General features: G+C 48.3%; 22 protein-coding genes, 6 tRNA genes and 1 riboswitch. Of the genes, 6 read left to right on the top strand and 22 right to left on the bottom strand.

What is annotated here, in order from left to right:
* Window positions 1-75 precede the first annotated feature (75 nt).
* The 4 genes from skT53_RS01740 to sleB all read right to left on the bottom strand — a co-directional run bounded on the left by skT53_RS01740 (window position 76) and on the right by sleB (window position 3,595).
* Window positions 76-564, bottom strand: coding sequence for a hypothetical protein (locus skT53_RS01740; protein ID WP_200759495.1), 489 nt, complete (start codon window positions 562-564; stop codon window positions 76-78).
* Between the two features lie 56 nt (window positions 565-620).
* Complete coding sequence (locus skT53_RS01735) at window positions 621-1,307, bottom strand: flagellar brake protein (RefSeq protein WP_200759494.1); 687 nt, start codon at window positions 1,305-1,307, stop codon at window positions 621-623.
* Window positions 1,308-1,454: 147 nt separating this feature from the next.
* Window positions 1,455-2,777, bottom strand: coding sequence for a germination protein YpeB (gene ypeB, locus skT53_RS01730; protein WP_200759493.1), 1,323 nt, complete (start codon window positions 2,775-2,777; stop codon window positions 1,455-1,457).
* Window positions 2,778-2,803: 26 nt separating this feature from the next.
* On the bottom strand, window positions 2,804-3,595 hold the full coding sequence (gene sleB, locus skT53_RS01725; RefSeq protein ID WP_200759492.1) for a spore cortex-lytic enzyme: 792 nt from the start codon (window positions 3,593-3,595) through the stop codon (window positions 2,804-2,806).
* 522 nt (window positions 3,596-4,117) lie between these two features.
* Here sleB and skT53_RS01720 point away from each other — a divergent pair.
* A complete protein-coding gene (locus skT53_RS01720; RefSeq protein WP_200759491.1) occupies window positions 4,118-5,083 on the top strand; it encodes an asparaginase in 966 nt (321 codons plus the stop codon).
* 234 nt (window positions 5,084-5,317) lie between these two features.
* On the opposite strand, the gene skT53_RS01715 is transcribed toward skT53_RS01720, so the two are convergent.
* The 3 genes from skT53_RS01715 to skT53_RS01705 are packed head-to-tail and all read right to left on the bottom strand — an operon-like array spanning window position 5,318 to window position 8,931.
* Window positions 5,318-6,589 (bottom strand): Glu/Leu/Phe/Val family dehydrogenase, encoded by a 1,272-nt coding sequence (locus tag skT53_RS01715; protein ID WP_200759490.1) that lies wholly within the window; start codon window positions 6,587-6,589, stop codon window positions 5,318-5,320.
* A gap of 45 nt (window positions 6,590-6,634) precedes the next feature.
* Entirely contained in the window at window positions 6,635-7,774 is a 1,140-nt protein-coding gene (locus tag skT53_RS01710; RefSeq protein ID WP_200759489.1) for a trans-sulfuration enzyme family protein, read from the bottom strand.
* On the bottom strand, window positions 7,771-8,931 hold the full coding sequence (locus skT53_RS01705; protein ID WP_200759488.1) for a trans-sulfuration enzyme family protein: 1,161 nt from the start codon (window positions 8,929-8,931) through the stop codon (window positions 7,771-7,773). The genes skT53_RS01710 and skT53_RS01705 overlap by 4 nt, the downstream gene beginning before the upstream one ends.
* Before the next feature lie 94 nt (window positions 8,932-9,025).
* A riboswitch (SAM riboswitch) is annotated at window positions 9,026-9,146 on the bottom strand.
* Window positions 9,147-9,277: 131 nt separating this feature from the next.
* On the opposite strand from skT53_RS01705, the gene skT53_RS01700 reads away from it, so the two are divergent.
* The 3 genes from skT53_RS01700 to skT53_RS01690 all read left to right on the top strand — a co-directional run bounded on the left by skT53_RS01700 (window position 9,278) and on the right by skT53_RS01690 (window position 12,067).
* On the top strand, window positions 9,278-10,573 hold the full coding sequence (locus skT53_RS01700; protein WP_200759487.1) for an MFS transporter: 1,296 nt from the start codon (window positions 9,278-9,280) through the stop codon (window positions 10,571-10,573).
* Between the two features lie 103 nt (window positions 10,574-10,676).
* Window positions 10,677-11,552 (top strand): phosphosulfolactate synthase, encoded by an 876-nt coding sequence (locus skT53_RS01695; RefSeq protein ID WP_200759486.1) that lies wholly within the window; start codon window positions 10,677-10,679, stop codon window positions 11,550-11,552.
* Between the two features lie 59 nt (window positions 11,553-11,611).
* Window positions 11,612-12,067 carry a DUF441 domain-containing protein gene (locus tag skT53_RS01690; RefSeq protein ID WP_200760828.1) on the top strand — a complete coding sequence of 152 codons (456 nt, stop codon included), beginning with the start codon at window positions 11,612-11,614 and terminating at the stop codon, window positions 12,065-12,067.
* Window positions 12,068-12,168: 101 nt separating this feature from the next.
* On the opposite strand, the gene skT53_RS01685 is transcribed toward skT53_RS01690, so the two are convergent.
* The 12 genes from skT53_RS01685 to skT53_RS01630 all read right to left on the bottom strand — a co-directional run bounded on the left by skT53_RS01685 (window position 12,169) and on the right by skT53_RS01630 (window position 18,293).
* Window positions 12,169-12,768 (bottom strand): adaptor protein MecA, encoded by a 600-nt coding sequence (locus skT53_RS01685; protein ID WP_200759485.1) that lies wholly within the window; start codon window positions 12,766-12,768, stop codon window positions 12,169-12,171.
* A 122-nt stretch (window positions 12,769-12,890) separates the two neighbouring features.
* A complete protein-coding gene (locus tag skT53_RS01680; protein ID WP_200759484.1) occupies window positions 12,891-13,880 on the bottom strand; it encodes a substrate-binding domain-containing protein in 990 nt (329 codons plus the stop codon).
* A gap of 116 nt (window positions 13,881-13,996) precedes the next feature.
* Window positions 13,997-14,079, bottom strand: a tRNA-Leu gene (locus skT53_RS01675).
* A 46-nt stretch (window positions 14,080-14,125) separates the two neighbouring features.
* Window positions 14,126-14,201 (bottom strand) — tRNA-His (locus tag skT53_RS01670).
* A 170-nt stretch (window positions 14,202-14,371) separates the two neighbouring features.
* Window positions 14,372-14,447 (bottom strand) — tRNA-Trp (locus tag skT53_RS01665).
* 151 nt (window positions 14,448-14,598) lie between these two features.
* Window positions 14,599-14,683: transfer RNA gene (locus skT53_RS01660), tRNA-Tyr, on the bottom strand.
* Window positions 14,684-14,688: 5 nt separating this feature from the next.
* Window positions 14,689-14,764, bottom strand: a tRNA-Thr gene (locus skT53_RS01655).
* Between the two features lie 3 nt (window positions 14,765-14,767).
* Window positions 14,768-14,842 (bottom strand) — tRNA-Asn (locus tag skT53_RS01650).
* Between the two features lie 41 nt (window positions 14,843-14,883).
* Complete coding sequence (locus tag skT53_RS01645; RefSeq protein WP_200759483.1) at window positions 14,884-16,797, bottom strand: ATP-dependent helicase; 1,914 nt, start codon at window positions 16,795-16,797, stop codon at window positions 14,884-14,886.
* The gene (locus tag skT53_RS01640; protein ID WP_200759482.1) at window positions 16,769-17,044 is read right to left on the bottom strand and encodes a hypothetical protein; all 276 of its coding nucleotides are present in this window, start codon (window positions 17,042-17,044) and stop codon (window positions 16,769-16,771) included. Before skT53_RS01640 ends, skT53_RS01645 begins: the two co-directional genes overlap by 29 nt.
* The gene (locus tag skT53_RS01635) at window positions 17,044-17,820 is read right to left on the bottom strand and encodes a hypothetical protein (protein ID WP_226375305.1); all 777 of its coding nucleotides are present in this window, start codon (window positions 17,818-17,820) and stop codon (window positions 17,044-17,046) included. Before skT53_RS01635 ends, skT53_RS01640 begins: the two co-directional genes overlap by 1 nt.
* A gap of 8 nt (window positions 17,821-17,828) precedes the next feature.
* Entirely contained in the window at window positions 17,829-18,293 is a 465-nt protein-coding gene (locus skT53_RS01630) for a SprT family protein (protein ID WP_200759480.1), read from the bottom strand.
* 68 nt (window positions 18,294-18,361) lie between these two features.
* Between skT53_RS01630 and skT53_RS01625 the strand changes: the two genes are divergently transcribed.
* On the top strand, window positions 18,362-19,048 hold the full coding sequence (locus skT53_RS01625) for a metallophosphoesterase (RefSeq protein WP_200759479.1): 687 nt from the start codon (window positions 18,362-18,364) through the stop codon (window positions 19,046-19,048).
* A gap of 55 nt (window positions 19,049-19,103) precedes the next feature.
* Here skT53_RS01625 and folE read toward each other — a convergent pair whose 3' ends face one another.
* The 3 genes from folE to skT53_RS01610 form a co-directional block, all read right to left on the bottom strand.
* Entirely contained in the window at window positions 19,104-19,682 is a 579-nt protein-coding gene (folE, locus tag skT53_RS01620) for a GTP cyclohydrolase I FolE (protein ID WP_200759478.1), read from the bottom strand.
* A 119-nt stretch (window positions 19,683-19,801) separates the two neighbouring features.
* A complete protein-coding gene (locus skT53_RS01615; protein ID WP_200759477.1) occupies window positions 19,802-22,288 on the bottom strand; it encodes a penicillin-binding protein 1A in 2,487 nt (828 codons plus the stop codon).
* Between the two features lie 213 nt (window positions 22,289-22,501).
* On the bottom strand, window positions 22,502-22,699 hold the full coding sequence (locus skT53_RS01610; protein WP_200759476.1) for a cold shock domain-containing protein: 198 nt from the start codon (window positions 22,697-22,699) through the stop codon (window positions 22,502-22,504).
* 99 nt (window positions 22,700-22,798) lie between these two features.
* Here skT53_RS01610 and skT53_RS01605 point away from each other — a divergent pair, with 99 nt between their 5' ends.
* Entirely contained in the window at window positions 22,799-23,182 is a 384-nt protein-coding gene (locus skT53_RS01605; RefSeq protein WP_200759475.1) for a hypothetical protein, read from the top strand.
* Window positions 23,183-23,232: the final 50 nt, after the last annotated feature.

Here is a 23,232-nt window from a genome sequence, read left to right as displayed (position 1 = left end):
CTTCAATGGAAAAGAAAAAGCAGGCAGTGCCCGCTCGGTTCCATACTAGCACAGGGTCGTCAACTGACACAAGGGTTATCGACTGTTAATTACAGGTTGTATCACCGCTTGGTGCGATTCGCTTGTTTCTACATAGGTTCCCGGCGCCGGACTGGCAATGGAAGGATCATTGTGGTCGATTTCAAAACGATACACGCCAGATTGTCCGGACGTATCGATTTCGATTTCATCATTTTGGGTAAATTCAATGCTCACCTGCGAATGAACCAGTTTGGCGACCGGTGTGTTGTTGATTTTCACCCACGCCGTAACGGGTCCGTTTTCCGGCGCCGGGCGAATGGTCAGTTGTTTCGTTAGCGATCGGGTTGTATCCTGCGCGGCGTTTTTGTTTTCCAACTGATCCGTCTGAATGAGCGCGTCCCGCACGGTTGGAATCGATAACGCCAGTTGACTGGCCAAAATACCCATAAATCCAAGCATGGCCAAGCGAAAAAACAATCTTTCCAACTTGGTTGCAAAATCCAACACACGGTCCTCGTACGGCTTCGGACGTCTTAATTCCATTCTCTACCACCGCCTATACGATCATCGTATGCTTGTTCGAATCGTTTCATACATTGTCAGCGCGGAGTTTTTAACCAGCCCCGTTCCCGCATCTCGATTTCCCTGCGAAACACATATTGTATAATGAGTTGACGATGATCTTCACTCAGCTCGACAAACTGGAGCGATGCGGTTTTTCGCGACGAAATTTCGGACACGGGCATAAACGAAACGACCCTCGCTTTCGCCACCACTCGGCGAAACTGTCCGTCAACCGGTATTTCCATATTGACTCCGATCAAATCACCTGTTTTTAAAGGGTGATCCTGCCTTAAGACAACCGACAATCCGCCGCCTGAAATATTATAGGTAAGGCATTCAAGCCGGTGGAGTTGGTTGGTTTGCAGATCCATGACTACCAGTTCAACCGGCAAGTTGGCCGGCACCCGGACATACGCCCGCCTTTGGTGACGGCGAATAGCCGTAATTTCGGGACGTTTGACGAGCACCAACTGGCTCTTCCGGAACAGGTTGTCTCCAATTGTGGCATCAAAATCACACGGTGTATTTTTTTTATCTTTAAACTTTAACCTAATGGGCGTACCTTCCGGCAACAAACCAGTTCTGTGTGTTTCGGAATCGGCCGGCACATCGAGATAGAGCCAATTTTTGTCCATATCTTCAATACGGCTGAGATATTCTCCCTTAAACGGACCACTCGGGACTTCAATCGTAACCGTCTGTCCAATTCTTGGCATCGCCATCCCATTTCCCTCCCAGAACTGTTTGATTTTTTCTCCAGAATTTTTTCCCTTAAATTATACATGCATTTTTTTGATTCCACAAATCTGATCAAAACTCCTTTATCAAGTAAAAAGGAGTGAGCTCTCACTCACTCCCGTAACGCTTGCTTACAATTGCTTTAACTTTTCCACCTTTTCCTCATTGCCGTTGTTCGCGTTTATATAAATCCGATATGTGTCATTGTCCATGGTTCCGATAAACTCGTAGGTCAAAATTTCTTGTCCGATATCATTCTCCACCAGCGCCATATTTGACTCTTGGATTTTGGTTCTGTTTGATACATATGTCCGTGCCTGCTGCTCTGTCAGTTTTGGCTGCCCGATAGTTCGCTGTTTGTGGTGAAACAAATAGTCCTGCCCGTTAAACCCGATGATTTCCCCATTATCCAGTGCCACTTTCACCGACAGCGTATCCGGGTACACCAAGACATTTCCCTGTTTGGGCACAAATGTGTAAACAGCCGAATTATCATGCTGTTCCGATTTTATCATGCTAAGATTCGGATACCCTTTGGCAGACAACCATTTTTCCGCCTTCTCTTGACCTGCCACAAGATCCAAAGCCGCATCTTTCACGTCACGGTTATTAACAAACCAAGTGACGTGCCCTCCTTTGATTGTCATGTCCATGTATTCATTTTGGCCGTTTGGATGCTGAAGCGTTACAGAATAGGACGGGTATTGCATACCTTTTCCGTTTTTCTGGACTTTAATTCCATTTGTATCCGGTTTGTCGAGGAATGCAGCCGCCTTTCTGGCTGCTTCCTCCTGCGATACATTTTGGCCGGACACGTTCGCAATATGAGGGCCATTTCTCGATTTGAGAGCAGACAGCGTATCGGATTGGATTTCCGGAAAATCGGACACTTTTTTCTCCACCGCCCGGAACCCGTCGACAATTTGGTTATCTGTTTTCTTGTGCGTTTGTGTCAGGGCGAGTTCCGCGTCCATCCAGCGAAGATTTTTGGTCAGAACATCCGTCTGCAGTTTTTGAATGTCCTGCTCAATTGAATTTGCCTCCGCGTAAAGGCTTTTCAACGTTTTCCATTCGCCGTCCGCCAATGGTTGCTGCTGCTGATCACGGACAGCCGTCCGATAGGAAAAATCGCCAATATCCTTTAAAAAAGACTGCGTTCGATTAAATGGCATCAAATTTAACGGAAGTTGTCCCAAATCTGCTTGTGCCGAATAGGAAACTCGCCATATATTTGACAAGCAAGGCCCCAACTGTCGATTCGTATTGATCGCCAATGCTTTGCCAAGTTCATCCTGGAGAAGGTCCATATGGGAGGAAAGGTCATGAAATGCACGCTGATACTGATTCTCCGCTTTGATTAACAATGCCTGTTTTTGTTGGTGCTCCCGATATCCCCAAAAACCGACCACAACTAACGCAACAACTGCTACCATCGAGACAATCTTGCTGACCATGGGTAGTCCTCCTTGCCCGGCTAACTTTATAAACAGAAAATGTGCTTGCCGATTTTCTTGATCTGCGGACGCGACCAGATCCATTTCGAAGTCGCCGTTTCAGGATTAAAGTAGTACGTGGCTCCTCCCGACGGATCCCATCCATTCAGCGCATCTCTTACTGCTCTACGTGCCGTTTCATTTGGCGTTAGCCAGATTTGACCATCCGACACAGCGGTAAACGCTCCCGGTTGAAAAATAATTCCGGGAATGGTATGAGGAAATTGCGGGTGTTGCAATCGGTTTAGAATCACTGCCGCAATCGCCACCTGCCCGATATAAGGTTCGCCCCGCGCTTCTCCATAAACGGTTTGCGCCATCAGTTGTAAATCCCCTCTTGAAAATCGGCTGGAAGCCAAAATGGTCGACCCAGACCGCTGGCTCTCCGCCGCTCTATTTCCTCTGGCCGCATTATTTCGTCCGGCCGTATTTCCGCTCTGTTGCCATGGGTTATAATTAGGGGTCGCCCTTTTTAACATGTCAATCGTTCTCACTCCTGCTTTTCCGTCAACCGGCATACCGAACCTGTCCTGAAAATTGCGGACGGCCCAGTACGTTCTCCAGCCAAAGATACCGTCCACATTTGCTTTGTAAAATCCTAAAAGTTTCAAACGTCCCTGCAGTTCACGCACATCGATTCCTGTACTTCCTTTCACCAAAATGCGATTGGTAAACGTAGGGATCGCATGATTGAACTGTGCGGCTTGTTCCGTCTGAAACACGAGAACGGCAAAACACAAGGCAATACCGGTCAAACATATGCTCCATCTGAGACTCATGAGTTCCCCCTCCTGAAAACTAATCTCGCTTGTATTTTGAGGAAGAATTTGACCGTTTATGCCTGTTTTGGGAAGGAAAAAAAATACAGGAGCGTTCAGCTCCTGCAACGACGGGGATTAGCGTAGCGTTTCGATTTCGAAATCCTTTTCATTGTCGCAAAGACAACGTTTAAAACCAGTATCGACATGACCTTTAAAATCACAGGAACCTCGAAGAATGAAGCTTTCACCACATTTTCTGCATCGTATGTGCACCTTCACCCGATCATTGGCCCTCACAGCGGCATCATCTCCCTGCCATGATGAAGATTTAACGACCTCTCGCATAGGATGCCCCCTTTCGCATGACTCCATAGCTCATTATTGTCAGACGATTATACGATATATACCAAAAAAGTCCAGATGGTTTATTCACTCATACAACATTCGCGAGAACATCACGTTTTCCTGCAAAATTTGACAATTATTTTGATTGTTGGTTCTATAGGTACAACGGCTATTTTTCGTATATGGAGGGGTCAAATGAAACGGATTGTAATCGTCTCTGTCGGCGGCACCATCGATATGAAAACAGACGAGACCGGGGTAAAGCCAACTGACAGGCACACGGCGGAGCAGTTGCAGTACCGACTGTCAGAATTCGCTCACATTGAGCTGCAGCCGATTTTTAACCTGCCCAGCCCTCATCTCACGTTCGATCATTTAGAGAAACTTCGCGACTTGATTCTGGACATCCGGAATCGTCCTGACGTGGATGGCGTTGTGGTGACACACGGCACGGATACACTGGAGGAAACGGCCTATTTTTTGGATATCCAGCTTCCTCCGGGTATTCCGGTTGTATTGACGGGAGCTATGCGTTCCTCTGACGAAATCGCGGCCGACGGTCCTGCCAATCTCCTGCAAGCGGTTTGCACAGCAGCCTGCGGCGAATCTGCAAACAAAGGAGTACTGGTGGCATGGAACGGGGAAATTCACAGCGCCCATGATGTTGTAAAAACGCATACCAGCCGACTGGACGCTTTCCAATCGCCGCAGACGGGTCCGCTTGGATCAGTCGACAGCCGTTCTGTTACGTTTTATCATATACCAGCCAAACATGAATATTTTCCGTCTGCGCCCCTCACACAGTCAGTCGGATTGGTTAAAATGGCCATTGGTATGGACAGCGGAATCCTCCATTATCTGATCAACAAGGGAAGCAATGGGTTGGTGATCGAAGCGTTAGGGCAGGGAAATGTACCGCCTGCCGCCGTTCCCGGCATACAGGCGGCCATCGCGAAGGGGATTCCCGTGGTGATAGTTTCCCGCTGTTTACGAGGAAAACCGAAGGACGTGTACGGCTATGAAGGCGGCGGCAAACACCTGCGGGAGATGGGCGTCATTTTTTCAAACGGGATCAACGGACCGAAAGCGCGCTTGAAACTGATGGTTTTGCTCGGTTGCCAGTTCCCTCTTGATGCAATCCGGGCTGCGTTCGAACAGTAACTTTGCCGCGCGAGTACTATTGCCGGGCGGACCGGTTCGGAACAAGTGATTTGCGGCGTATGTAATACACCGTTCCGGGTCCAGTTTCGGCCACACGGTATGAGAGCCGGTTATGCATGTGCGTGCAGACGGCAGCCTTGTCTCCTGACTAAGCACAAAGATTTTTGGAGTGCATGCGCCAATCGTAAAAAAACAACCCGGCCGAGAGAACCGGATTGTGTTTACACTTGGTAATTACAGCCAGCCGCGCAGTTTACAAGCCTCTGCCGTACGTCTGACCCCCACCATATAAGCAGCCAACCGCATGTCAATTCGGCGGGATTGCGCGGTTTCATAAACGGTGCGGAATGATCGAACCAGGATTTCCCTTAGTTTGTTATCCACCTCTTCTTCTGCCCAATACAATCCCTGATTATTTTGCACCCATTCAAAGTAGGATACGATGACACCGCCCGCATTGCCCAATACATCAGGCACCAGAAGAACTCCCCGATCATGCAGTATTTTTGTGGCTTCCAACGTAGTGGGGCCATTTGCCGCCTCCACTATAATTTTGGCTTTTATATTTGCTGCGTTTTCCCGCGTAATCTGGTTCTCAACCGCGGCAGGGACCAGAATATCGCAATCCAGTTCCAATAACTCACGATTCGTGATCGTATTTTTGTAGAGTTTGGTTACAGTGCCGAAAGAGTCTCTCCGGTCGAGCAAATAATCGATATCCAGACCTTTCGGGTCATACAATCCGCCATACGCATCCGAAACACCGATTACAACGGCACCCGCGTCATGCATAAATTTGGCCAGATACCCCCCTGCATTGCCAAACCCCTGTACCACAACCCTGGCGCCTTTCAGGTCGATACCTGCCACTTTGGCAGCCTCCTGGATGGCAATCGTCACCCCTCTGGCAGTAGACCGGTCGCGTCCCAGCGATCCCCCCAACACCAGCGGTTTTCCTGTAATGAAACCGGGCGAATCAAATTCCCGAATTCGGGAGTACTCATCCATCATCCATGCCATGATTTGTGAATTCGTATACACATCCGGCGCTGGAATATCCTTATTCGGGCCGACGATTTGTGAGATGGCGTGAACATAGCCACGGCTCAATCGCTCCAATTCACGGAACGACATTTCACGCGGGTCGCAAATAATGCCGCCCTTTGCCCCACCGTAAGGGAGTTGTGCAATACCGCACTTTAAGGTCATCCAGATGGCAAGCGCCTTCACTTCATCTTCTGTAACGTCCGGATGGAAGCGGATGCCTCCTTTCGTAGGTCCGACCGCATCATTGTGCTGAGCCCGGTAACCAGTAAATACACGGGTGCTCCCATCATCCATTCGGACGGGAATTCGAACGGTCAGCATCCGAACCGGCTCTTTCAGCAGTTCGAACATATCTTCTCCATATCCTAATTTTTGCAGAGCTTCTTTTATGACCATCTGCGTCTGTTTCAATACATTCAATGTTTCGGTGGATTGATTGATATCCGCTTGGTTGATCATCCCTACACCCCGTTCTTTAATCGATCATTCGTTTCTCTTTTTCATTTATATTTTCTCCAATGCCTGCTCAATATCCTTCAACAAATCATTTACATCCTCCAAACCAACAGACAAACGGAGCAGCCCATCGCTGATTCCCCGTTTTTTTCGTTCTTGCGGAGGCATTGAGGCATGCGACATCCGTACCGGATAGGACAAAATGCTTTCCACCGCACCGAGACTGACAGCAAATAGCGGCAATTGCACATGCTCCACAAAAGTTTTCACTTTTTCCGCATTTCCCAGATCAAACGACAGTACCGCGCCAGGCCCTTTCGCCTGTTGAAAATGAATCTCTCTGTCCGGATGATCTTCCAGTCCCGGATAATACACCTGTCGGATACGCGGATGTTTCGCCAAATAACAGGCAATCTCCGTAGCAGACTGTTGACTTTCTTTCATACGAACAGCCAGAGTCTTGATTCCCCGCATCAATAGCCAACAATCCTGCGGACCCAGAATCCCCCCAAAACCGTTTTGAATGAGATAAATTTCTTTTGCCAAAGCCGGATCGTTAACCGTTACAAGACCTGCCACGACATCCGAATGGCCGCCCAAAAACTTGGTTCCGGAATGAACCACTACGTCGATGCCCAATTCATGCGGCCGCTGTAAGTAGGGAGACATGAACGTATTGTCGACTACGGTAACAATCCCTTTTTGTTTGGCAAGATCGGCCGCCTTCTTCAGATCGATAATCTTCAAGGTCGGATTCGACGGTGTTTCAAGCATCAGAAGTTTGGTATCCGGTCGTATAGCCGCTTCCATTTGTTCGATTCGACTGGCATCCACAAACGTCGTCTCAATGCCCAATCGGGAAAATACGCGTGTCAGCGCCCGGAACGTGCCTCCATAAATGTCTTCGCAAGCCACCACATGAGACCCGGTCGGGAGCGTCAGCAGGACGCCGCTGATGGCCGCCATGCCGGAAGCGAATGCATAGCCGTAACGGGCTCCTTCCAGCTCCGCAATGATTTTTTCCAAGGCCTGTCGGGTCGGGTTGCCGGAACGGGCATAATCAAACTCCTGATGCCCATCCCAATCCTCCTGGTGAAAAGTCGATGCCTGAAAAATCGGTACGCTGGAGGCGCCCGTCTGTTTGTCGATTTCAAATCCTGTATGAAGTGTTCGCGTCTCAAATTTCATTTGGCCGCCACCTCCGATTTGGCCGCCTGCAGCGCCTGCGCCAGATCATGAATAATATCGTCTGCATGTTCAATCCCGACAGAAAACCGCAGCAGTCGGTCGGTTACGCCGTAAGCTTCCCGCACCTCTTTGGGAATATCAAAATGGGTCTGTTTGGCCGGATACGTCATCAACGATTCGACGCCGCCCAGACTTTCCGCAAATGTAATCATTTTCAGATTTGCCAAAATCGGTTCAATCATGCTCTCATGTTCCACTTCAAACGAAAGCATGCCGCCGGCCCCTGTGCACTGTTGATCATGCACCGATTTGCCGGGCGCACCATCCAACCCTGGAAAATAAACAGTTGTAACAGCCGGGTGGGTGGCCAGCCAGGCGGCGACTTTTGCTGCGTTTTCCTGATGTTTTTCCATGCGGAGAGCCAACGTCTTCATGCCGCGGATCATTAACCAGCTGTCCTGTGGGCCCAAAACGGCGCCAATTGAATTTTGCAGGAAGAAAAGACGCTCGCCCAGCTTCTCGTCTTTTACCGCCAGCAAACCGCATAACACATCATTATGGCCGCCCAGATACTTTGTTCCCGAGTGCAGCACAATATCGGCTCCCAAATCCAACGGACGCTGAAAATAAGGGGTCATGAACGTATTGTCAACGATCGTAAGCAGTCCATGTTCGGCAGCAATCGATACACATCCTGCAATATCTGTGATTTTCATGGTGGGATTGGTTGGCGTCTCGATAAAAATCGCTTTGGTGTTGGGCTGTACCGCCGCCTTTACCTGCGACAGGTCGGTGGAATCGACATAGCTTGTTTCAATCCCTTTCCGCCGCAAAATCTGTTCAAACAACCGGTAAGTGCCGCCATACAGATCGTTTGTGGAGATCAGATGATCGCCCGGGTCGAACAGTTCCACCAGACAGGCAATCGCCGCCATACCGGATGCAAAAGCGAATCCCCGCTTCCCGTTTTCAAGATCGGCAATTGTTTCTTCCAGTACTTTTCGGGTGGGATTTAGCGTTCGAGTGTAATCAAAACCTGTGCTTTGTCCAAATGCCGGATGCGCAAAAGTGGTAGCGTGATGAATCGGCAACGAGACCGCACCTGTCAGCGGATCCTGCCGATTGCCTGCTTGCGCCAATTTTGTCTCAATGTTCATCTGAAAAATCCCTCCGAATTAGGCAAAATACAAAACAACAAAGGGCCTTCCCCATTAAGAGAAAGACCCTTGTCCGTAAATATCGACCCGTCCTCTCTTATCTGTCAGGAAATATTCCTGCAGGAATTAGCACCACAAATCGCACTCTTTGTGGAGGCGCGATTCCGGTTGCCGGGCTTCATAGGGCCAGTCCCTCAGCCAACTCTGGATAAGAGCGATTTTCAATTCTTGGATTCACTTTACAATTGTTCCTGTCTTTTCGTCAAGTGTTTTTAACAACAACTGCCTGCATTTTGCAACAGGAGGCGGAAAGAATAGAAGTACAATCGTGAAGGGGCTGAAACAAATGGAGCAAACAGCATCGAACGGAAAGAAACTTTCTTTGCTGCCTTTGATTGCCCTTGGCAGCGTCCCGCTCATTATGGTATTAGGAAACTCCATGTTGATTCCGATTTTAACAACGATGCAGGAAGAGCTGAACATCTCCAAATTTCAGGCCAGTCTTGTGATCACACTATTTTCAGTCCCTGCCGGTATCATCATTCCGTTGGCCGGTTTTTTGTCAGATCGATTCAATCGGAAAACGGTCATCATTCCCTCCTTGATTCTCTATGCACTGGGAGGGTTAATCGCCGGAGTTGCCGCTTGGCTTCTGGATAAGCCATTCGGGGTAATCATGGCCGGTCGTGTATTGCAAGGAATTGGCGCTGCGGGTACGGCACCGATTGCGATGGCATTGGCGGGTGACATTTTTAAAGGAGCGGCTCGCAGCCAAGCACTAGGATTAATCGAGGCTTCAAACGGTTTAGGGAAAGTGTTAAGCCCTATTCTAGGCGTTCTTGTCGCTTTTATTGTATGGTATGCCGCCTTCTTCGCTTTTCCGGTGCTTTGTATACCTGCCGCTCTGGCCATTTGGTTTTTCATTAAAGAACCGAAGAAAAAGAGTGAACCCCAATCCATTAAACAGTACGTATCGTCTTTAAAATCAATTTTTGAAAAAGAATGGAAGTGGCTGATGACTGCTTACTTTACAGGGGCGAGTGCTCTTTTTATTTTGTTCGGCGTATTGTTTTACCTCTCACAGATTCTGGAAGAACAATATAAAATCGACGGTCTTCCAAAAGGCGGTATTCTGGCGATTCCGCTGTTGGCCATGTCCTCTACCTCCTATATTACCGGCGCCAAAATCAAAAAACGAAAAGGCTTGATGAAAAGCTTGATTGTAACAGGCATGCTGCTTGTGGCAGTGCCACTGGGACTTGCCGCAATCATCAAAAATACGTATATACTCCTGGCGCTGCTCGTTATAAGCGGTATCGGAACCGGTCTCGTCCTCCCATGCCTTAATATGTTGATTACCTCCGCCGTCAATATGGAAAAACGCGGGATTGTTACATCGTTTTACGGTTCGGTTCGTTTTTTGGGAGTTGCGATTGGACCACCCGTATTTACTTGGCTGATGGAAATTTCAAGAGCTGTCATGTTTTTCTCAGTGGCAGGCTTGGCCCTGGTGGCAGCCGGTTTATCGATGTGGTTGATTCGGGTTCCCGACTCGGAAAAAAAGCCTCCTGCTCCCACCCCCGGTTCCATCCCGCACGAAACGATGCGAAATATATTGGCAAAAAAGAAAGCACGGGCGTAACACCTGCGTCCGTGTTCCGCATACGATATGGAAGCCCAGTAGGTTGAAATACCTTTCAGGAGGTTCTGCCGGGAATCTACGTTGGATGAAAGGAGATTTTTAAATGGCCGAAGTATCGTTGCAGAAACCTTGGGAATTTATCCTTGACGATCCGCTGCCTGGACGAAACGAAAAACCCCGCATCAGCGGATGGACCATGTTAATCGATACAGGTTTAGGAATACGGCAAACGATGGATTTGGCGGAAATCGCAAGTGGTTATATTGATTTTTTGAAAATCGGCTTTGGAACTTCCCAACTCTACGGAAAGTCATTACTGCTGAACAAAATCAACATGCTGCGTGATTATCAGATTCATGTGTACCCGGGCGGGACTCTGCTTGAATCGGCTGTCATGCAGAACCGTTGGAAAGAATTCATGCAAGAGGCGAAAAAAATCGGATTCTCCGCCATCGAGGTATCGGACGGTACGCTTTCTATTTCAAAAGGATTACGGAAACAGCTGATCGAAGAAGCAAGGGATTTAGGGTTTTTGGTATTGAGCGAAGTCGGCAAAAAAGAAGAGGGCACACATCTGCCAATTGCGGAACAATTGGAAATCATTGAGCAAGATTTGGAAGCAGGCGCCTGTAAGGTCATCATGGAAGGACGCGAATCAGGTAAATCAGTAGGAATTTATGAAGCAAACGGCAACATACGTGAAAATGATATGGATTTTCTGCTGAACAAAATTTCATCGCCTGATTTAATTATTTGGGAAGCCCCTCTTAAATCTCAACAGCAGGAATTAATCGCTCGGCTGGGGGGGAATGTGAACCTCGGCAATATCGCCCCGCATGACATTCTGTCCGTAGAAGCGTTGCGGCGGGGGTTGCGGAGCGATACACTGCGGCACGCTGTGCAAAACCAACGGGAGAGCGAGATGTATGTCGCGAATCCGAGCCGTTTCATGACCTCGATCTATGTCGAGGGACAATGATTTCCCCCGCATAACCCCCATCCCTCGTCCATATATTGTATGGAGGCTAAGGGGTGGGATTGATGACAGGGGAACTCATACTTGTTTTTTTGATTGTCATCGGCATTATCGGCAGGGCCAGTATTCTTGCAACCGCTGCCAGTGTATTGTTAATTTTAAAACTTACCAATCTGCAACGATATTTCCCGATGTTGGAGAGACGCGGTCTGGAGATCGGTCTGCTGTTTCTGATGATCGCGGTCCTGGTTCCATTAATCAACGGGAAAATACAGTCTAAAGAGTTATGGGGTACTTTTCTGACGATTTCCGGCATTTGTGCACTGCTGGGCGGTATTTTTGCCACGTATTTAAACGGGCAGGGCCTGACCATGTTAAAAATGGAGCCCCAACTGATGCTGGGTCTGGTGATCGGTTCCATCATCGGGATTGTTTTCTTGAAAGGGATTCCAGTTGGCCCCTTAATGGCGGCGGCGATCGCAGCCATGCTGATGAAACTGTACCAATGGCTTCGGTAAGAGCATACAACGGCTCGGTAAGAGCATCTCTACGGCTGAGGTCAAAGCCAATCCAGGTGAAAAGTAAAAAGACGGGAGAGTCCGTCTTTTTTGCTGTAGGTTTAATTGAAATACTGCAGGAGCGTTTCAATGGCGCGATCGGCCACAATCAGTTTTCCGTATTCATCCAGCACAGCTTTGGTTGTAACGGCCAAATTTCCGTATTCGTGGAAAATGGACCAAAGTGAGTCGGTATCCGTCTGTTCCAATTGACCATCAGATACGTACAGGTAGTAGCGATCCTTATAATGGTATAGGGATGCGCTTATGTCCAGCCAAGCATGCACCGCTTTGGCGGCAGACAGTACATTTTCAAAATCATCGAACACAAACAGAACGCCGTCCGCCTGATCGACAAGAATGACCGGTTCTTCATCCTCATCCGCCTCATCTTTCGACTTGTCCGCTTCTTCTGGAATCGCTGGAACCTGCGTTACGATTACTGCCACCCCTTCGGTTGGCATGGTGAACGCCTCCACAGCAATCGGTCCCATCACTTCAAAACCCACTTCCAAATAAGCGCGTTCCATCATATCCCAAAAAAGTTCCTGCACTTTTCGGCCATTTTGCCATATTTCATCACGGTCAATGCCACGTTCTTCCAAATCTTCGTAACTGATAAAAATTCGAACTTTATTTTTACCGAGTCTTTCTACCAGCATTTGAATCCCTCCTTTTATAGGATCCCTATTTTCAGTATAGCCCATTTGTCATCCCTTTTCTGTAACCGATGTTACGATGGCGAATGCGCCTCCGCACAGAAAGAGAGACTGATGGACCTGAATCAGGTAGATTTTCTGACGGTTATTTCGTAGGGTAAACGAAAGGAATATTCTTCTACGTTTTCATGGTGGATCAGTTTGGTCATGAATCGCATTGCGACGGCCCCCATATCATAAATGGGTTGTGAAATCGTTGTGAGTTCCGGCCGAACCATGACAGCCAGGCGTGTATTGTCAAACGAAATTACTTTTACCTGATCGGGCACCTGCAATTTGGCATCCAAACAGGCATGGATGGCAGCCACACCCAGTTCGTCGCTCACCGCTATGACGCCATCGGGCACGACGATTTGGTGAAATGATTCCCTGAGCATTTTCAGGCCATCCTCATAACGGAGACTTGGACATTCCAGAATTTGTGGTGGCAACCCGGCTTGCTTCAACGCTTTTTGATACCCTTCCTGACGAGGGGTGCCGACCACCGCATGATCCGAGCTTCCGCTAAGAAATAAAATTCTTTTGCAACCTTTTTCAATCAAAAAACGGGTAGCGTCGAAAGCAGCCTGCCGATTGTCAATGTTAACAGAAGGAATGCGTCCTTCCGGATCAATCGTCGAACAGAGTACAACCGGTAACTGCGCTTGCTCGAATGCCTGCAGCAACTCCTCTGTTACCTGACTGCCCATAAACAACACGCCATCTACCTGTTTTTCCCACATCGTACCGATGAGATCAATTTCCCGGTCTGCCTGTGCATCCGAATTGCTCAAGATGATCTGATAATTGTACATAGTGGCGATATCTTCCATGCCACGAACCATTTCCGCCACAAATGGAGCCGACACATCAGGTACAATAATTCCGATTGTTTTTGTTTTCTTGCTTGCCAGTCCGCGGGCCACCGCATTCGGTCGGTATCCAAGCGTTTGTATGGCGTCAAGTACCTTTTTTTTAGTTTCATCTTTAACAACCGCTGTCCCATTCAATACACGTGAAACGGTTGCCATCGAGACACCTGCTTCTCTCGCTACGTCATAAATCGTTGCGCTCATGCTGACCACGCCCTTTTATCGGAAGAAATGATCCTTTCGACTATCATAACATAGATACGGCAAAAAACACAGAAGCGAGTTCACTGCTCCTGTGTTTAGTTTGTTCGGGAGGAAATTGGTGCGGATGAGAGGACTCGAACCTCCACGGTTGCCCGCTGGAACCTAAATCCAGTGCGTCTGCCAATTCCGCCACATCCGCATATCAAAATGTGTCTTCTCATCCCGTCCTCTGAGATGTAACTTATTGGGGTGAGTGATGGGAATCGAACCCACGAATGTCGGAGCCACAATCCGATGCGTTAGCCACTTCGCCACACCCACCATAAAACAAGGATGTTTTACTCCGCGTTGATCACATGGACGTGATCGGTTTTAGCGGAGTTTCCTTAACTTATTTACCGCGTTGATCACATGGACGTGATCGGTTTAAACGGAGTTTCCTTAACGTTTTTATTCGGCTGTTTATACAGAGTTTCCCATAAAAACCAAATTGGCAGGGGCAGCAGGATTCGAACCCACGACATGCGGTTTTGGAGACCGCCGTTCTACCAACTGAACTATGCCCCTGGATAATCCCACCAAGTGAAGAGAAGCGTTGCTATTGCAAAGTTTCGCAGGCTACAAATGCAACGTCCTGTTGCAACGCCTGCATTAGCACGTCCTGTGCGTCACTTGGTGGGAACCCCGGAAAAGTGAATACGCTAAGCCAGCAAATAAGTGGTGGAGGGAGAAGGATTCGAACCTTCGAAGGCGAAGCCAACGGATTTACAGTCCGCCCCGTTTGACCACTTCGGTATCCCTCCCCATATGGAGCCAGCGACAGGAATCGAACCCGCGACCTACTGATTACAAGTCAGTTGCTCTACCTGCTGAGCTACGCTGGCGTGTGGCTCCTCGAGTAGGGCTCGAACCTACGACCCTCCGGTTAACAGCCGGATGCTCTACCACTGAGCTATCGAGGAATGGGAACAACGTGTAGAATAACACGAAAATCCGCTTATCGTCAAGGACCAACTTCAGCCAATCGGATAGTGTCCGCAATTTCTTTAAGAAACGGACTTTGTTTTACTTTTTCTCCCCGATACTGTTTGGGCGCCGACAGAATCAACCGGTCTTTCGCTCTTGTCAATCCGACATAAAACAGCCGCCGTTCTTCCTCCAACGCTTCCATCCCGTGTTTCGCTGACAATGATTTGTTATGCGGCACAATCCCATTCACCACCCCCACCAGGAAAACGGTTTTGAATTCCAACCCTTTAGCTCTATGGAATGTCATAAACTGGACACCATTGTCCGTTCCTCCCGCCTGATCAATCGCACTTCTCAGCTTCTCCACATGGGCTAAAAAATCAGCTACACTGCCAAACGGACGCACAATTTGTTCCAACAGTTCAACCGGTTCGAAAACGGTTTGCCTATTTTGTCCGGTCTGTGCCACAAAGCTTTCCAGATAGCGGTCATACCCGATCTTTTTGCGAACAAAACGGAGTGCCTCCTGCGGCGACATCCCTGTTATTTTCTTCAAATCCCACGTTAGTTCCTGCAACTTGTGACGTGGTTGGCGGGGAACCAGCGGCGATTTTGACAACTGCGCCAAATCCGTGTTTTGTGTTGGCGAAACAAGCCATGTCTGAAGTCCGGTTTCATTGATAAACCGATTGGGACGGTTCACGATCTGCTTGAAAGAATCCCAGTCGGACAGGTTGCAAGCCAGTTTAAAATAACAGACCAGATCGTGCACCTGCCAGCGACGGTAAAACTGGTCTTCCGATTCCTGCAAGGAAAACGGAATTGAACGAAGCGCCAACTGTTCGACGACAGCCTGTCCCTGCAAATTGGTTCGATACAGCACCGCTATATTGCGTGAGGAATCGCCATTTTGCAACATTCTGTCAATCCGCTTGGCAATTTCAACCGCTTCCCGATGTTCATCCGATGGCGTGATTAAAAGCGGACGTTCACCCGACCGATTGATCCCCGTATAATGTTTCGGTTCCCGCTTTTGATTATGATTGATAGACGCTTTCGCTGTCGCAATAATCGGTTCCGCAGATCGATAATTGGTCGCCAGGACGATTTTCGTCGCCCGATGCTGCTGCTCAAAAGACAGAAGGTAGTCCACTTCGGCTCCCCGGAAGCGGTAAATCGATTGATCATCATCCCCGACAAGAGTCAGTTCGGCTTTTGTTGACAGCATTTTTAAGATCGCGTATTGAACCAGATTCGTGTCCTGAAACTCATCGACCAAAATATGCCGGTAGCGCCCCGCATACTCGTTGCGTACGTCCGGCCGCTCTGCCAACAAGCGGTAACAGGCGACTTGAATGTCATCATAGTCCCATCGGTGATGCTCCTGTTTCCATTCCTCATACTGCTCAAAAATCTTTTTGAATTCAATGTTCTCCTGTTTTTTGGCACGAATCTGCTGTGGCATGATCAACTTGTTTTTACACAAGCCTATTTTAGCGGTCAGTTCGGCTGTTTCCTCCGGACTGCCTTCCTTCCCGGCAGCCAACAATAATTGACGGAGCACCTGCCTCTGTTCCCGGTCTTCAAGTAACTTCGGAACACTGCCCATGACTTGCAACAGAATCCGGAGAAATACCGAATGAAAAGTTCCAATTCGTGCGGATTGCGCCCGTATCGCATCCATACCGGGGAGAGAAGCCAATCGATCAGACATTTCCCGGGCTGCCGCCTTCGTAAACGTCACAATTAACAAATGGCGTGGTTCAATCTGGACAACCTGCATCAGATAAGACGCCCGGCAGGTTAAAACGGTCGTTTTGCCGCTGCCCGGTCCAGCAAATACAACAAGCGGTCCACCCTGATGGGTGACCGCCTGTTTTTGCAATTCATTCAGCTGTATGCCAACACTTTTCAGTTGGTTAAAAAAAGCTTCGTACGTTCTCATCATCCGTTTCCATCACTCCCAACATGTTGTTGTTGGGGCTTTCCCATTTTTGAATAAACTGTCTCAGACGTTCCGTTTGCTCCCGAAGCTGTTTTTTTGCAATCAGCAGCGATTCGATGCCTGAAAGATCTTCTTGGTCAAATAGTTCCAACATTTGACGAGGCATCGATTCCATTCGGTTTTCCCACTTTCGGACCACAATCTTCAGGCGCTCAAACCGCTGCTCAAGACCGTCCGAAAAAGTACGCATTAGACGTTAACCGAATCGGTTTGCCGACTCCATTTTGCAATCATTTCACGCAGATCGGAAGCAAACGAGGAAATACGTCTTTTCTCCTGCATCAAACGTTCAATTGACGAGAGATCCTCCAAATCAAACATTCGGATAACTTCCTGTGGAATCTCCTGTTCTCTTTGCGCCAACTGATCAAGATAACCTTCCAACTCGTGGGTTACCAGCTCCACTATATCATTTGTTTGACTCACTTTGGTTTCCTCCTTACCCTTTTTGGGGACATCAACAGTGTCCAGATCCCATTCGGTCAATACCCATTCCCCTTCTTCCAGCCGGGCAAACCGCCAATCTCTTTGCAGATCGACCTTCGACATCAATTCTCCTTTGCTTCGGTTCATTCGCTGCTGAAGCATCCGGAGCAGTTCCCCTTGCTTCATCGGTTGTTTTGACTGCTGGAAAAGATCATAAATCTCCTGGTGCAGCGCATCCGCGTCCACTTCCCGCAGCCTCCACCGATCTCCATCAGACACAAACGGCCCGTGTTGGGCTTGCAATGATTTCTGCAAACGAATTCGCAGAGATTCTTTCGATCGGCTTTCACGAAAGGAATATTCGTCCATCAAAATCGTTTCCAGTTCCTCTATTGACAGACTACTACGACGCAAATAAAAAATCCGTTTCAATGCCCCCTCCAGGCTGTATCGGTGTAAACTGATCACATCCTGCAAATGACAACCCTCCATCCAATCCCAAACCCCGACTGCCATTTTTTCTTCGACTTCACAGCGCATAAATCCTTCTAGGAAAGGCGCCGTTGCGAAATCAATTTAAATGAACCGCGGCATACTCCGCAGCAATATTTTCTCGTGTTTAATTTTCGTTTGCGTTCGAATTTCTGACCGCAAGCGGTACAAATGTATTCATAGCGTACTTTCACAGTTCGCCGAGCGCCCATGTCCTTGCAATAGCGGTGCCCGCCTACCTGCTGAAGCAGCTTTTTAAAATCGGCGTCTTTATGCCTGTATCCCGCTCGGCTTAAATGAAGATGGTAATGACAGAGTTCATGTTTCACAATTCCAATTAATTCTTCCATCCCATAAAGCTCCAAAGGACGCGGGTTGATTTCGATGTTGTGACTGCCCAGCAGGTAGCGTCCGCCCGTTGTCTGCAGGCGAGAGTTAAATAAAGCCCGGTGTAAAAAAGGCTTTCCAAAAAACCGGTCTGACAATTGTTCGACAAGTTGTTGCAGTTCTTCATTCGTCATAACAAAACCTCATGTTTCATCCAAATTTGAATTCAGGTACAATTTGGAGACAGAAAGGATGTGTTCATTTGCGAATCTTTGCGATAGGCGATCCGCATCTTTCCTTCGCGGTGCAGAAACCTATGGATATATTTGGTGAACAGTGGGCCGATCACCCGGTCAAAATTGAATCGAACTGGATACGTGTCATTTCCCGTGATGACTGGATATTAATCCCTGGTGATATCTCTTGGGCTTTGCATTTAGAGGAAGCGAAGCCTGATCTTCAGTTCTTGGCGAATTTGCCCGGCAAGAAAATTTTGATCCGGGGAAATCATGACTACTGGTGGTCAACCGTTTCAAAAGTCCGTCGCCTGTTGCCAGATTCGATGTATGCGCTGCAAAATGATTCAATCCAAATCGGCGATATTGCGGTGTGTGGAACGCGTGGCTGGAATTGTCCGGGAAGTTACGATTTCAGCGAACACGATCAACAGATTTACGAGCGGGAAGTCGGGCGTCTCAAGCTGTCACTGGATCAGGCAGACAAACGGGCGAAAGAACGATGGGTAATGCTGCATTATCCACCCACCAATGAGAAACATGAGCCCTCCGGTTTTATTGAGGTGATGCAAAAATATGACGTGTCCGTTTGCGTATATGGGCACCTGCACGGGGAAGGCCATCGAAATGCGCTGCAAGGAGAACATTTCGGCATCCGCTTTTATCTCACAGCTTGCGATTACCTCAATTTTCAACCGGTTCGTCTTTTATAAATGCTGTTGAAAAAACGTCCTTTGCAAAAAAGGACGTTTATCAGGCAAGCGGGCATTAATTGGACAATGAAGATTGACACATCAAAGCCATTGTTTCCTGTCGAGCATCCTTATTTTCCGCATAAATCCCCCGTACTGCCGTGGTGATGGTCCGGCTGCCAGGTTTGTTGACTCCCCGCATCGACATGCACATATGTTCCGCTTCTACCATGACAATTACGCCGAGCGCTTCCACTTTTTCAAATAAAACATCCGCAATGGTGGATGTGATTCGCTCCTGCAGCTGTGGTTTTCTAGCCACCGCTTCGACCAGACGGGCTAATTTGCTGAGTCCCGTTACACGTCCGTTACTCGGCAGATAAGCGACATGCGCTTTTCCAAAGAAAGGAACCAAATGATGTTCGCACATCGAGTAAAACGGTATATCCTTCACCAGTACAACTTCCTCATGCAATTCGTTAAATATCGCACTTAACTCTGCAGACGGGTCCTTATGTAAACCAGCAAATATTTCTTCGTACATACGGGCGACGCGATCCGGCGTGCCCCGTAATCCTTCCCGATCGGGATCTTCACCAACTGCTTCCAGAATCATCCGTACAGCTTGTTCAATCTTAGCTTTATCAAAAGACATGTGCACAACCTCCTACTGCTGACAAACTCTGACAATAATTTCAACTAACTATAACATACTTATTTGAAACCGTCTAAGCCAAAAGACCCCCTCCTGCAAGGCCGGGGGCTTTGGTTTCTTTAATTGGACGGCGTTGTTGGCAGCAGACCGCCGGAGGATGGTGTGGGAGTGAACAAGATGGAACCGTTTCCTCCATTATCAGTTCCGGTGGTGTTACCACCGGGATCCGAATTCGTTTGACCTGGCGGAACGGAAGGCGTCTGGCCCGTCCCCGGCGTGCCGTTTCCTGCTGGATTATTGTCCGATGAACTGCCGCCCGGGCTATTTTTGCCGTTTTTAGGATCTGTCTTACCGTTTCCAGGCTCCTGTTTTGACGGTTTGCCCGTGTCTTTCGGTGGAACGCCGTTTTTGTCATTTGATTTATCCGGATCATTCGCTGTCTTGATTGTTAAGGCATTTGATTCGCCAGCCTGTTTGTTGTCTTTCAAGTTAATCGCGCTAATCGCATAAGAATAAGTTTTGCCCGGTTGTACATCCGTATCCACAAACGTTGTGACATTGCCTTTGAAAATTGGAAGTGCGCCTTCCGTTTGTTGCGAACCTTCCGTCCGGAACACGTAATATTGGATATCCCCTTGTAAAGCAGTCCAGCTCAACATGACGGTCTTCCCGTTCCACGCACCGGTTAAACTAATCTCCTTCTTATCCGGTTTTGGCGGCTCTTCCGCAGGTGCCGTTGCGAAACTGCCCGACGGATAGGATTTTAAAACATCTGTCATCACTCTGCTAAACAGTCTTGCCGGGTAACCGCTCGATGTAATCGAACCGGAATCCTGCAAATAATAGCCATTTGAATTATCAAATCCCATCCAGACAGCGGCTACCAGTTCCGGTGAATATCCGACAAACCAAGCATCCCGGTTCGAACCGGCGATTTGGTCACTGTATTCGGTAGTTCCCGTTTTCCCCGCAATCTGACGTCCGGAAATTTGGGCCAGCGACCCCGTCCCTGATTGAACGACCGACTGCATTAAGGAGGTCAATGTGGCCGCCGTACTGTCCTTCATGACTTGCACGGAACGTGGGTTTGCCTGCGCCAGACTATCGCCTTTCGAAGTTTTGATCTGACGAATCGCGTACGCCTCAATTCGTTTGCCGCCATTGTCAAACGGTTGATAGGCATCGGCCATTTGCAGCGGCGACACCCCCACATTCAATCCGCCAAGTGCAATTCCCAATCCGGTATCGCTTTTGTCGAATGGAATTCCGGCCTTTTCCGCCATCTGTTTACCCGTATCGATTCCAATTTCGTTTAACAGCCAGACGGCTGGAATGTTGAACGACCATTTGACAGCTTCCCGCATCGTAACCGTATCGCCACGGGGAATTTGCTTATGATTGTCCCAGTCCCTCGGCGTATAAGGAGGGTTGCCAGGGAACGTAGTTCCCGGTTTATCGACCAAAACCGAGTTAGGGCCATATCGGCCTGTTTCAACAGCAGGGCCGTACACCACCAGTGGTTTAAAGGATGAACCAGGCTGTCGACGCATCTGAAACGCCCGATTGAAGTTCATAAAAGAAGTGGTATCACGTCCACCGACCATCGCGCGAATTCCGCCTGTTTTCGGGTCGACGATCACCATCGCGCTTTGGACTTGTGTTCCATCCTTCGCATTTGGCGGAAAATTGGATGGGTTGCTAAACTGCTTCTCCAACTGCCGTTGCGCGTTAAAGTCCAAATTGGTATAGATGTTTAACCCACCACGCAAAATTTGTTCCCGCGGAATCTGGTATTTCTGCTCCGCTTCCTGCAAAACGTACTCCACATAATGAGGGAATTGGAAGTTACTCGGATCACGCTTCAAATAATCCTTGGTTACCGGCTGTTTCGCCGCATCATCCGCCTGCTGCTGCGTGATATATCCCTGATCGACCATATTTTGCAGGACGATTTTACGGCGTTTAAGCGCTTCGTCCAGATTGTCATAATAATAACTCGGAGCCTGCGGCAATCCGGCCAAAAAAGCGGCTTCCGCCAAATTCAGATCTTTCGCCGACTTCCCGAAATATATTTTCGCCGCCAACTCTACCCCGACGGCTGAAGGGTGAAAATTCACCTTATTCAAATACATTTCCAGAATGTCATCTTTTGTATATTGCCGTTCAATCTGAGCGGCCAATGCAATTTCTTTCAATTTGCGAACAATCGTTTTATCCTGGTTAAGATACGTATTTTTCGCCAACTGCTGCGTAATCGTACTGCCGCCTTCCACAGCGCCGCCAGCCAGAATGTCACGAAAAAGCGCACGTGCCATCGACTTGAAATTAACGCCACTATGTTGATAGAATTCACGGTCTTCCGTAGCTATGATTGCTTGCTTCAGATATTCAGGAATCTGTTTATAGGGAACCGGCTCCGCCTGTTTCGCACTTAGTTCTATCGGTTTTTCGTTTTCATTGATACCATAAATTTTGGTTACCGTTGCTGGTGCTTCCAGTTTCGATGGATCGAGCGTCGGCAGTGCCACGGCGCATCCTACACCCAGAACGATCGCACCTGCAATGATGGCGGCCAGGATAAGGCTGCGTATCAGTTTTTTCCCCATTCAGGTTTCACCTCTCCCCGCCATTCTACCTTATTCTTCATCAACCTTCGACCGCAAGAAAACGGTATAATCCTTCAATCTGTCCGATAACTGGCTTAATCCGCCGTTTATGACCGGTTCTGGTCTGCCTTACAGCCTTTTCTGGTTTTTTTCGCAACAAAAAAACTCCGAATCGCTTGATTCGGAGCGACCGGAGCTATCTCAAAGCGGACTTTACATTTTAACAACATTTGCAGCTTGCGGTCCGCGGTTGCCTTCCACAATGTCAAATGAAACCGTTTGTCCTTCTTCGAGTGTTTTAAACCCGTCTGTCTGGATTGCGGAGAAGTGTACAAATACATCGCCACCGTCTTCACGCTCGATGAAACCGTAACCTTTTTCTGCGTTGAACCACTTTACTTTTCCTTGCATGGGAAACCTCCTACAGGTACATTAAAAATAGGCCTTTCATTAGACATTCTACCAATAGGTGCACGTGAAGTCAAATTAAGGATTAGGAGAAAAAACCAGATGAAAGATGCAAAATCGGTTCCGCTGCGAACCGTCTATTCCATTTTTGTTGAAGAGCCGGATGATTTTTATTTTCATCCGCGTGGAGTGCTTATGGTGGACGAAAAACTGAATATTAGCCTGTTTTGCTCTGATGCAGATCATAATTTTCTGCTGCGGGTGATTCGTAAGTTTCCCTACGCTGAACTGGAAAACGGGGTGGAATGGAACGGATATGAGTTTGAATGTAAAGATCAAACCGCCACAGCGTTCGAAAAACACGGGAATTCCCCGGATGCGATCCCGTTTATTTTAAAGGATATTTATGATTCCAGTCCCCGGCAGTATTTTTTTCTTGAGAAAGCTCTGAAAAATGGGCCGCTTTCTAACCATCTGTCGCCGTAAATCAGCGGACTGTCGGCAAATGGTCCTCCCTCAGATGGAGGACCCCTGCT

The sequence above is a fragment of the Effusibacillus dendaii genome, from assembly GCF_015097055.1.
Taxonomy (GTDB): domain Bacteria; phylum Bacillota; class Bacilli; order Tumebacillales; family Effusibacillaceae; genus Effusibacillus; species Effusibacillus dendaii.
Note: the sequence above shows the minus strand (reverse complement) of the source record. Positions and strands in the feature narration are given on the sequence as shown.

What these genes read in the sequence shown, in the direction of transcription:
- skT53_RS01685 (WP_200759485.1), bottom strand. Translation starts at nt 12,768, where the DNA reads ATGCTGGTAGAAAGACTCGGTAAAAATAAAGTTCGAATTTTTATCAGT.
- skT53_RS01680 (WP_200759484.1), bottom strand. Translation starts at nt 13,880, where the DNA reads ATGAGCGCAACGATTTATGACGTAGCGAGAGAAGCAGGTGTCTCGATG.
- skT53_RS01705 (WP_200759488.1), bottom strand. Translation starts at nt 8,931, where the DNA reads ATGAACATTGAGACAAAATTGGCGCAAGCAGGCAATCGGCAGGATCCG.
- sleB (WP_200759492.1), bottom strand. Translation starts at nt 3,595, where the DNA reads ATGAGTCTCAGATGGAGCATATGTTTGACCGGTATTGCCTTGTGTTTT.
- skT53_RS01615 (WP_200759477.1), bottom strand. Translation starts at nt 22,288, where the DNA reads ATGGGGAAAAAACTGATACGCAGCCTTATCCTGGCCGCCATCATTGCA.
- skT53_RS01695 (WP_200759486.1), top strand. Translation starts at nt 10,677, where the DNA reads ATGGCCGAAGTATCGTTGCAGAAACCTTGGGAATTTATCCTTGACGAT.
- skT53_RS01735 (WP_200759494.1), bottom strand. Translation starts at nt 1,307, where the DNA reads ATGGCGATGCCAAGAATTGGACAGACGGTTACGATTGAAGTCCCGAGT.
- skT53_RS01605 (WP_200759475.1), top strand. Translation starts at nt 22,799, where the DNA reads ATGAAAGATGCAAAATCGGTTCCGCTGCGAACCGTCTATTCCATTTTT.
- skT53_RS01610 (WP_200759476.1), bottom strand. Translation starts at nt 22,699, where the DNA reads ATGCAAGGAAAAGTAAAGTGGTTCAACGCAGAAAAAGGTTACGGTTTC.
- skT53_RS01700 (WP_200759487.1), top strand. Translation starts at nt 9,278, where the DNA reads ATGGAGCAAACAGCATCGAACGGAAAGAAACTTTCTTTGCTGCCTTTG.
- skT53_RS01720 (WP_200759491.1), top strand. Translation starts at nt 4,118, where the DNA reads ATGAAACGGATTGTAATCGTCTCTGTCGGCGGCACCATCGATATGAAA.
- skT53_RS01645 (WP_200759483.1), bottom strand. Translation starts at nt 16,797, where the DNA reads ATGATGAGAACGTACGAAGCTTTTTTTAACCAACTGAAAAGTGTTGGC.
- ypeB (WP_200759493.1), bottom strand. Translation starts at nt 2,777, where the DNA reads ATGGTCAGCAAGATTGTCTCGATGGTAGCAGTTGTTGCGTTAGTTGTG.
- skT53_RS01630 (WP_200759480.1), bottom strand. Translation starts at nt 18,293, where the DNA reads ATGACGAATGAAGAACTGCAACAACTTGTCGAACAATTGTCAGACCGG.
- skT53_RS01715 (WP_200759490.1), bottom strand. Translation starts at nt 6,589, where the DNA reads ATGATCAACCAAGCGGATATCAATCAATCCACCGAAACATTGAATGTA.
- folE (WP_200759478.1), bottom strand. Translation starts at nt 19,682, where the DNA reads ATGTCTTTTGATAAAGCTAAGATTGAACAAGCTGTACGGATGATTCTG.
- skT53_RS01740 (WP_200759495.1), bottom strand. Translation starts at nt 564, where the DNA reads ATGGAATTAAGACGTCCGAAGCCGTACGAGGACCGTGTGTTGGATTTT.
- skT53_RS01640 (WP_200759482.1), bottom strand. Translation starts at nt 17,044, where the DNA reads ATGCGTACTTTTTCGGACGGTCTTGAGCAGCGGTTTGAGCGCCTGAAG.
- skT53_RS01635 (WP_226375305.1), bottom strand. Translation starts at nt 17,820, where the DNA reads ATGCGCTGTGAAGTCGAAGAAAAAATGGCAGTCGGGGTTTGGGATTGG.
- skT53_RS01710 (WP_200759489.1), bottom strand. Translation starts at nt 7,774, where the DNA reads ATGAAATTTGAGACGCGAACACTTCATACAGGATTTGAAATCGACAAA.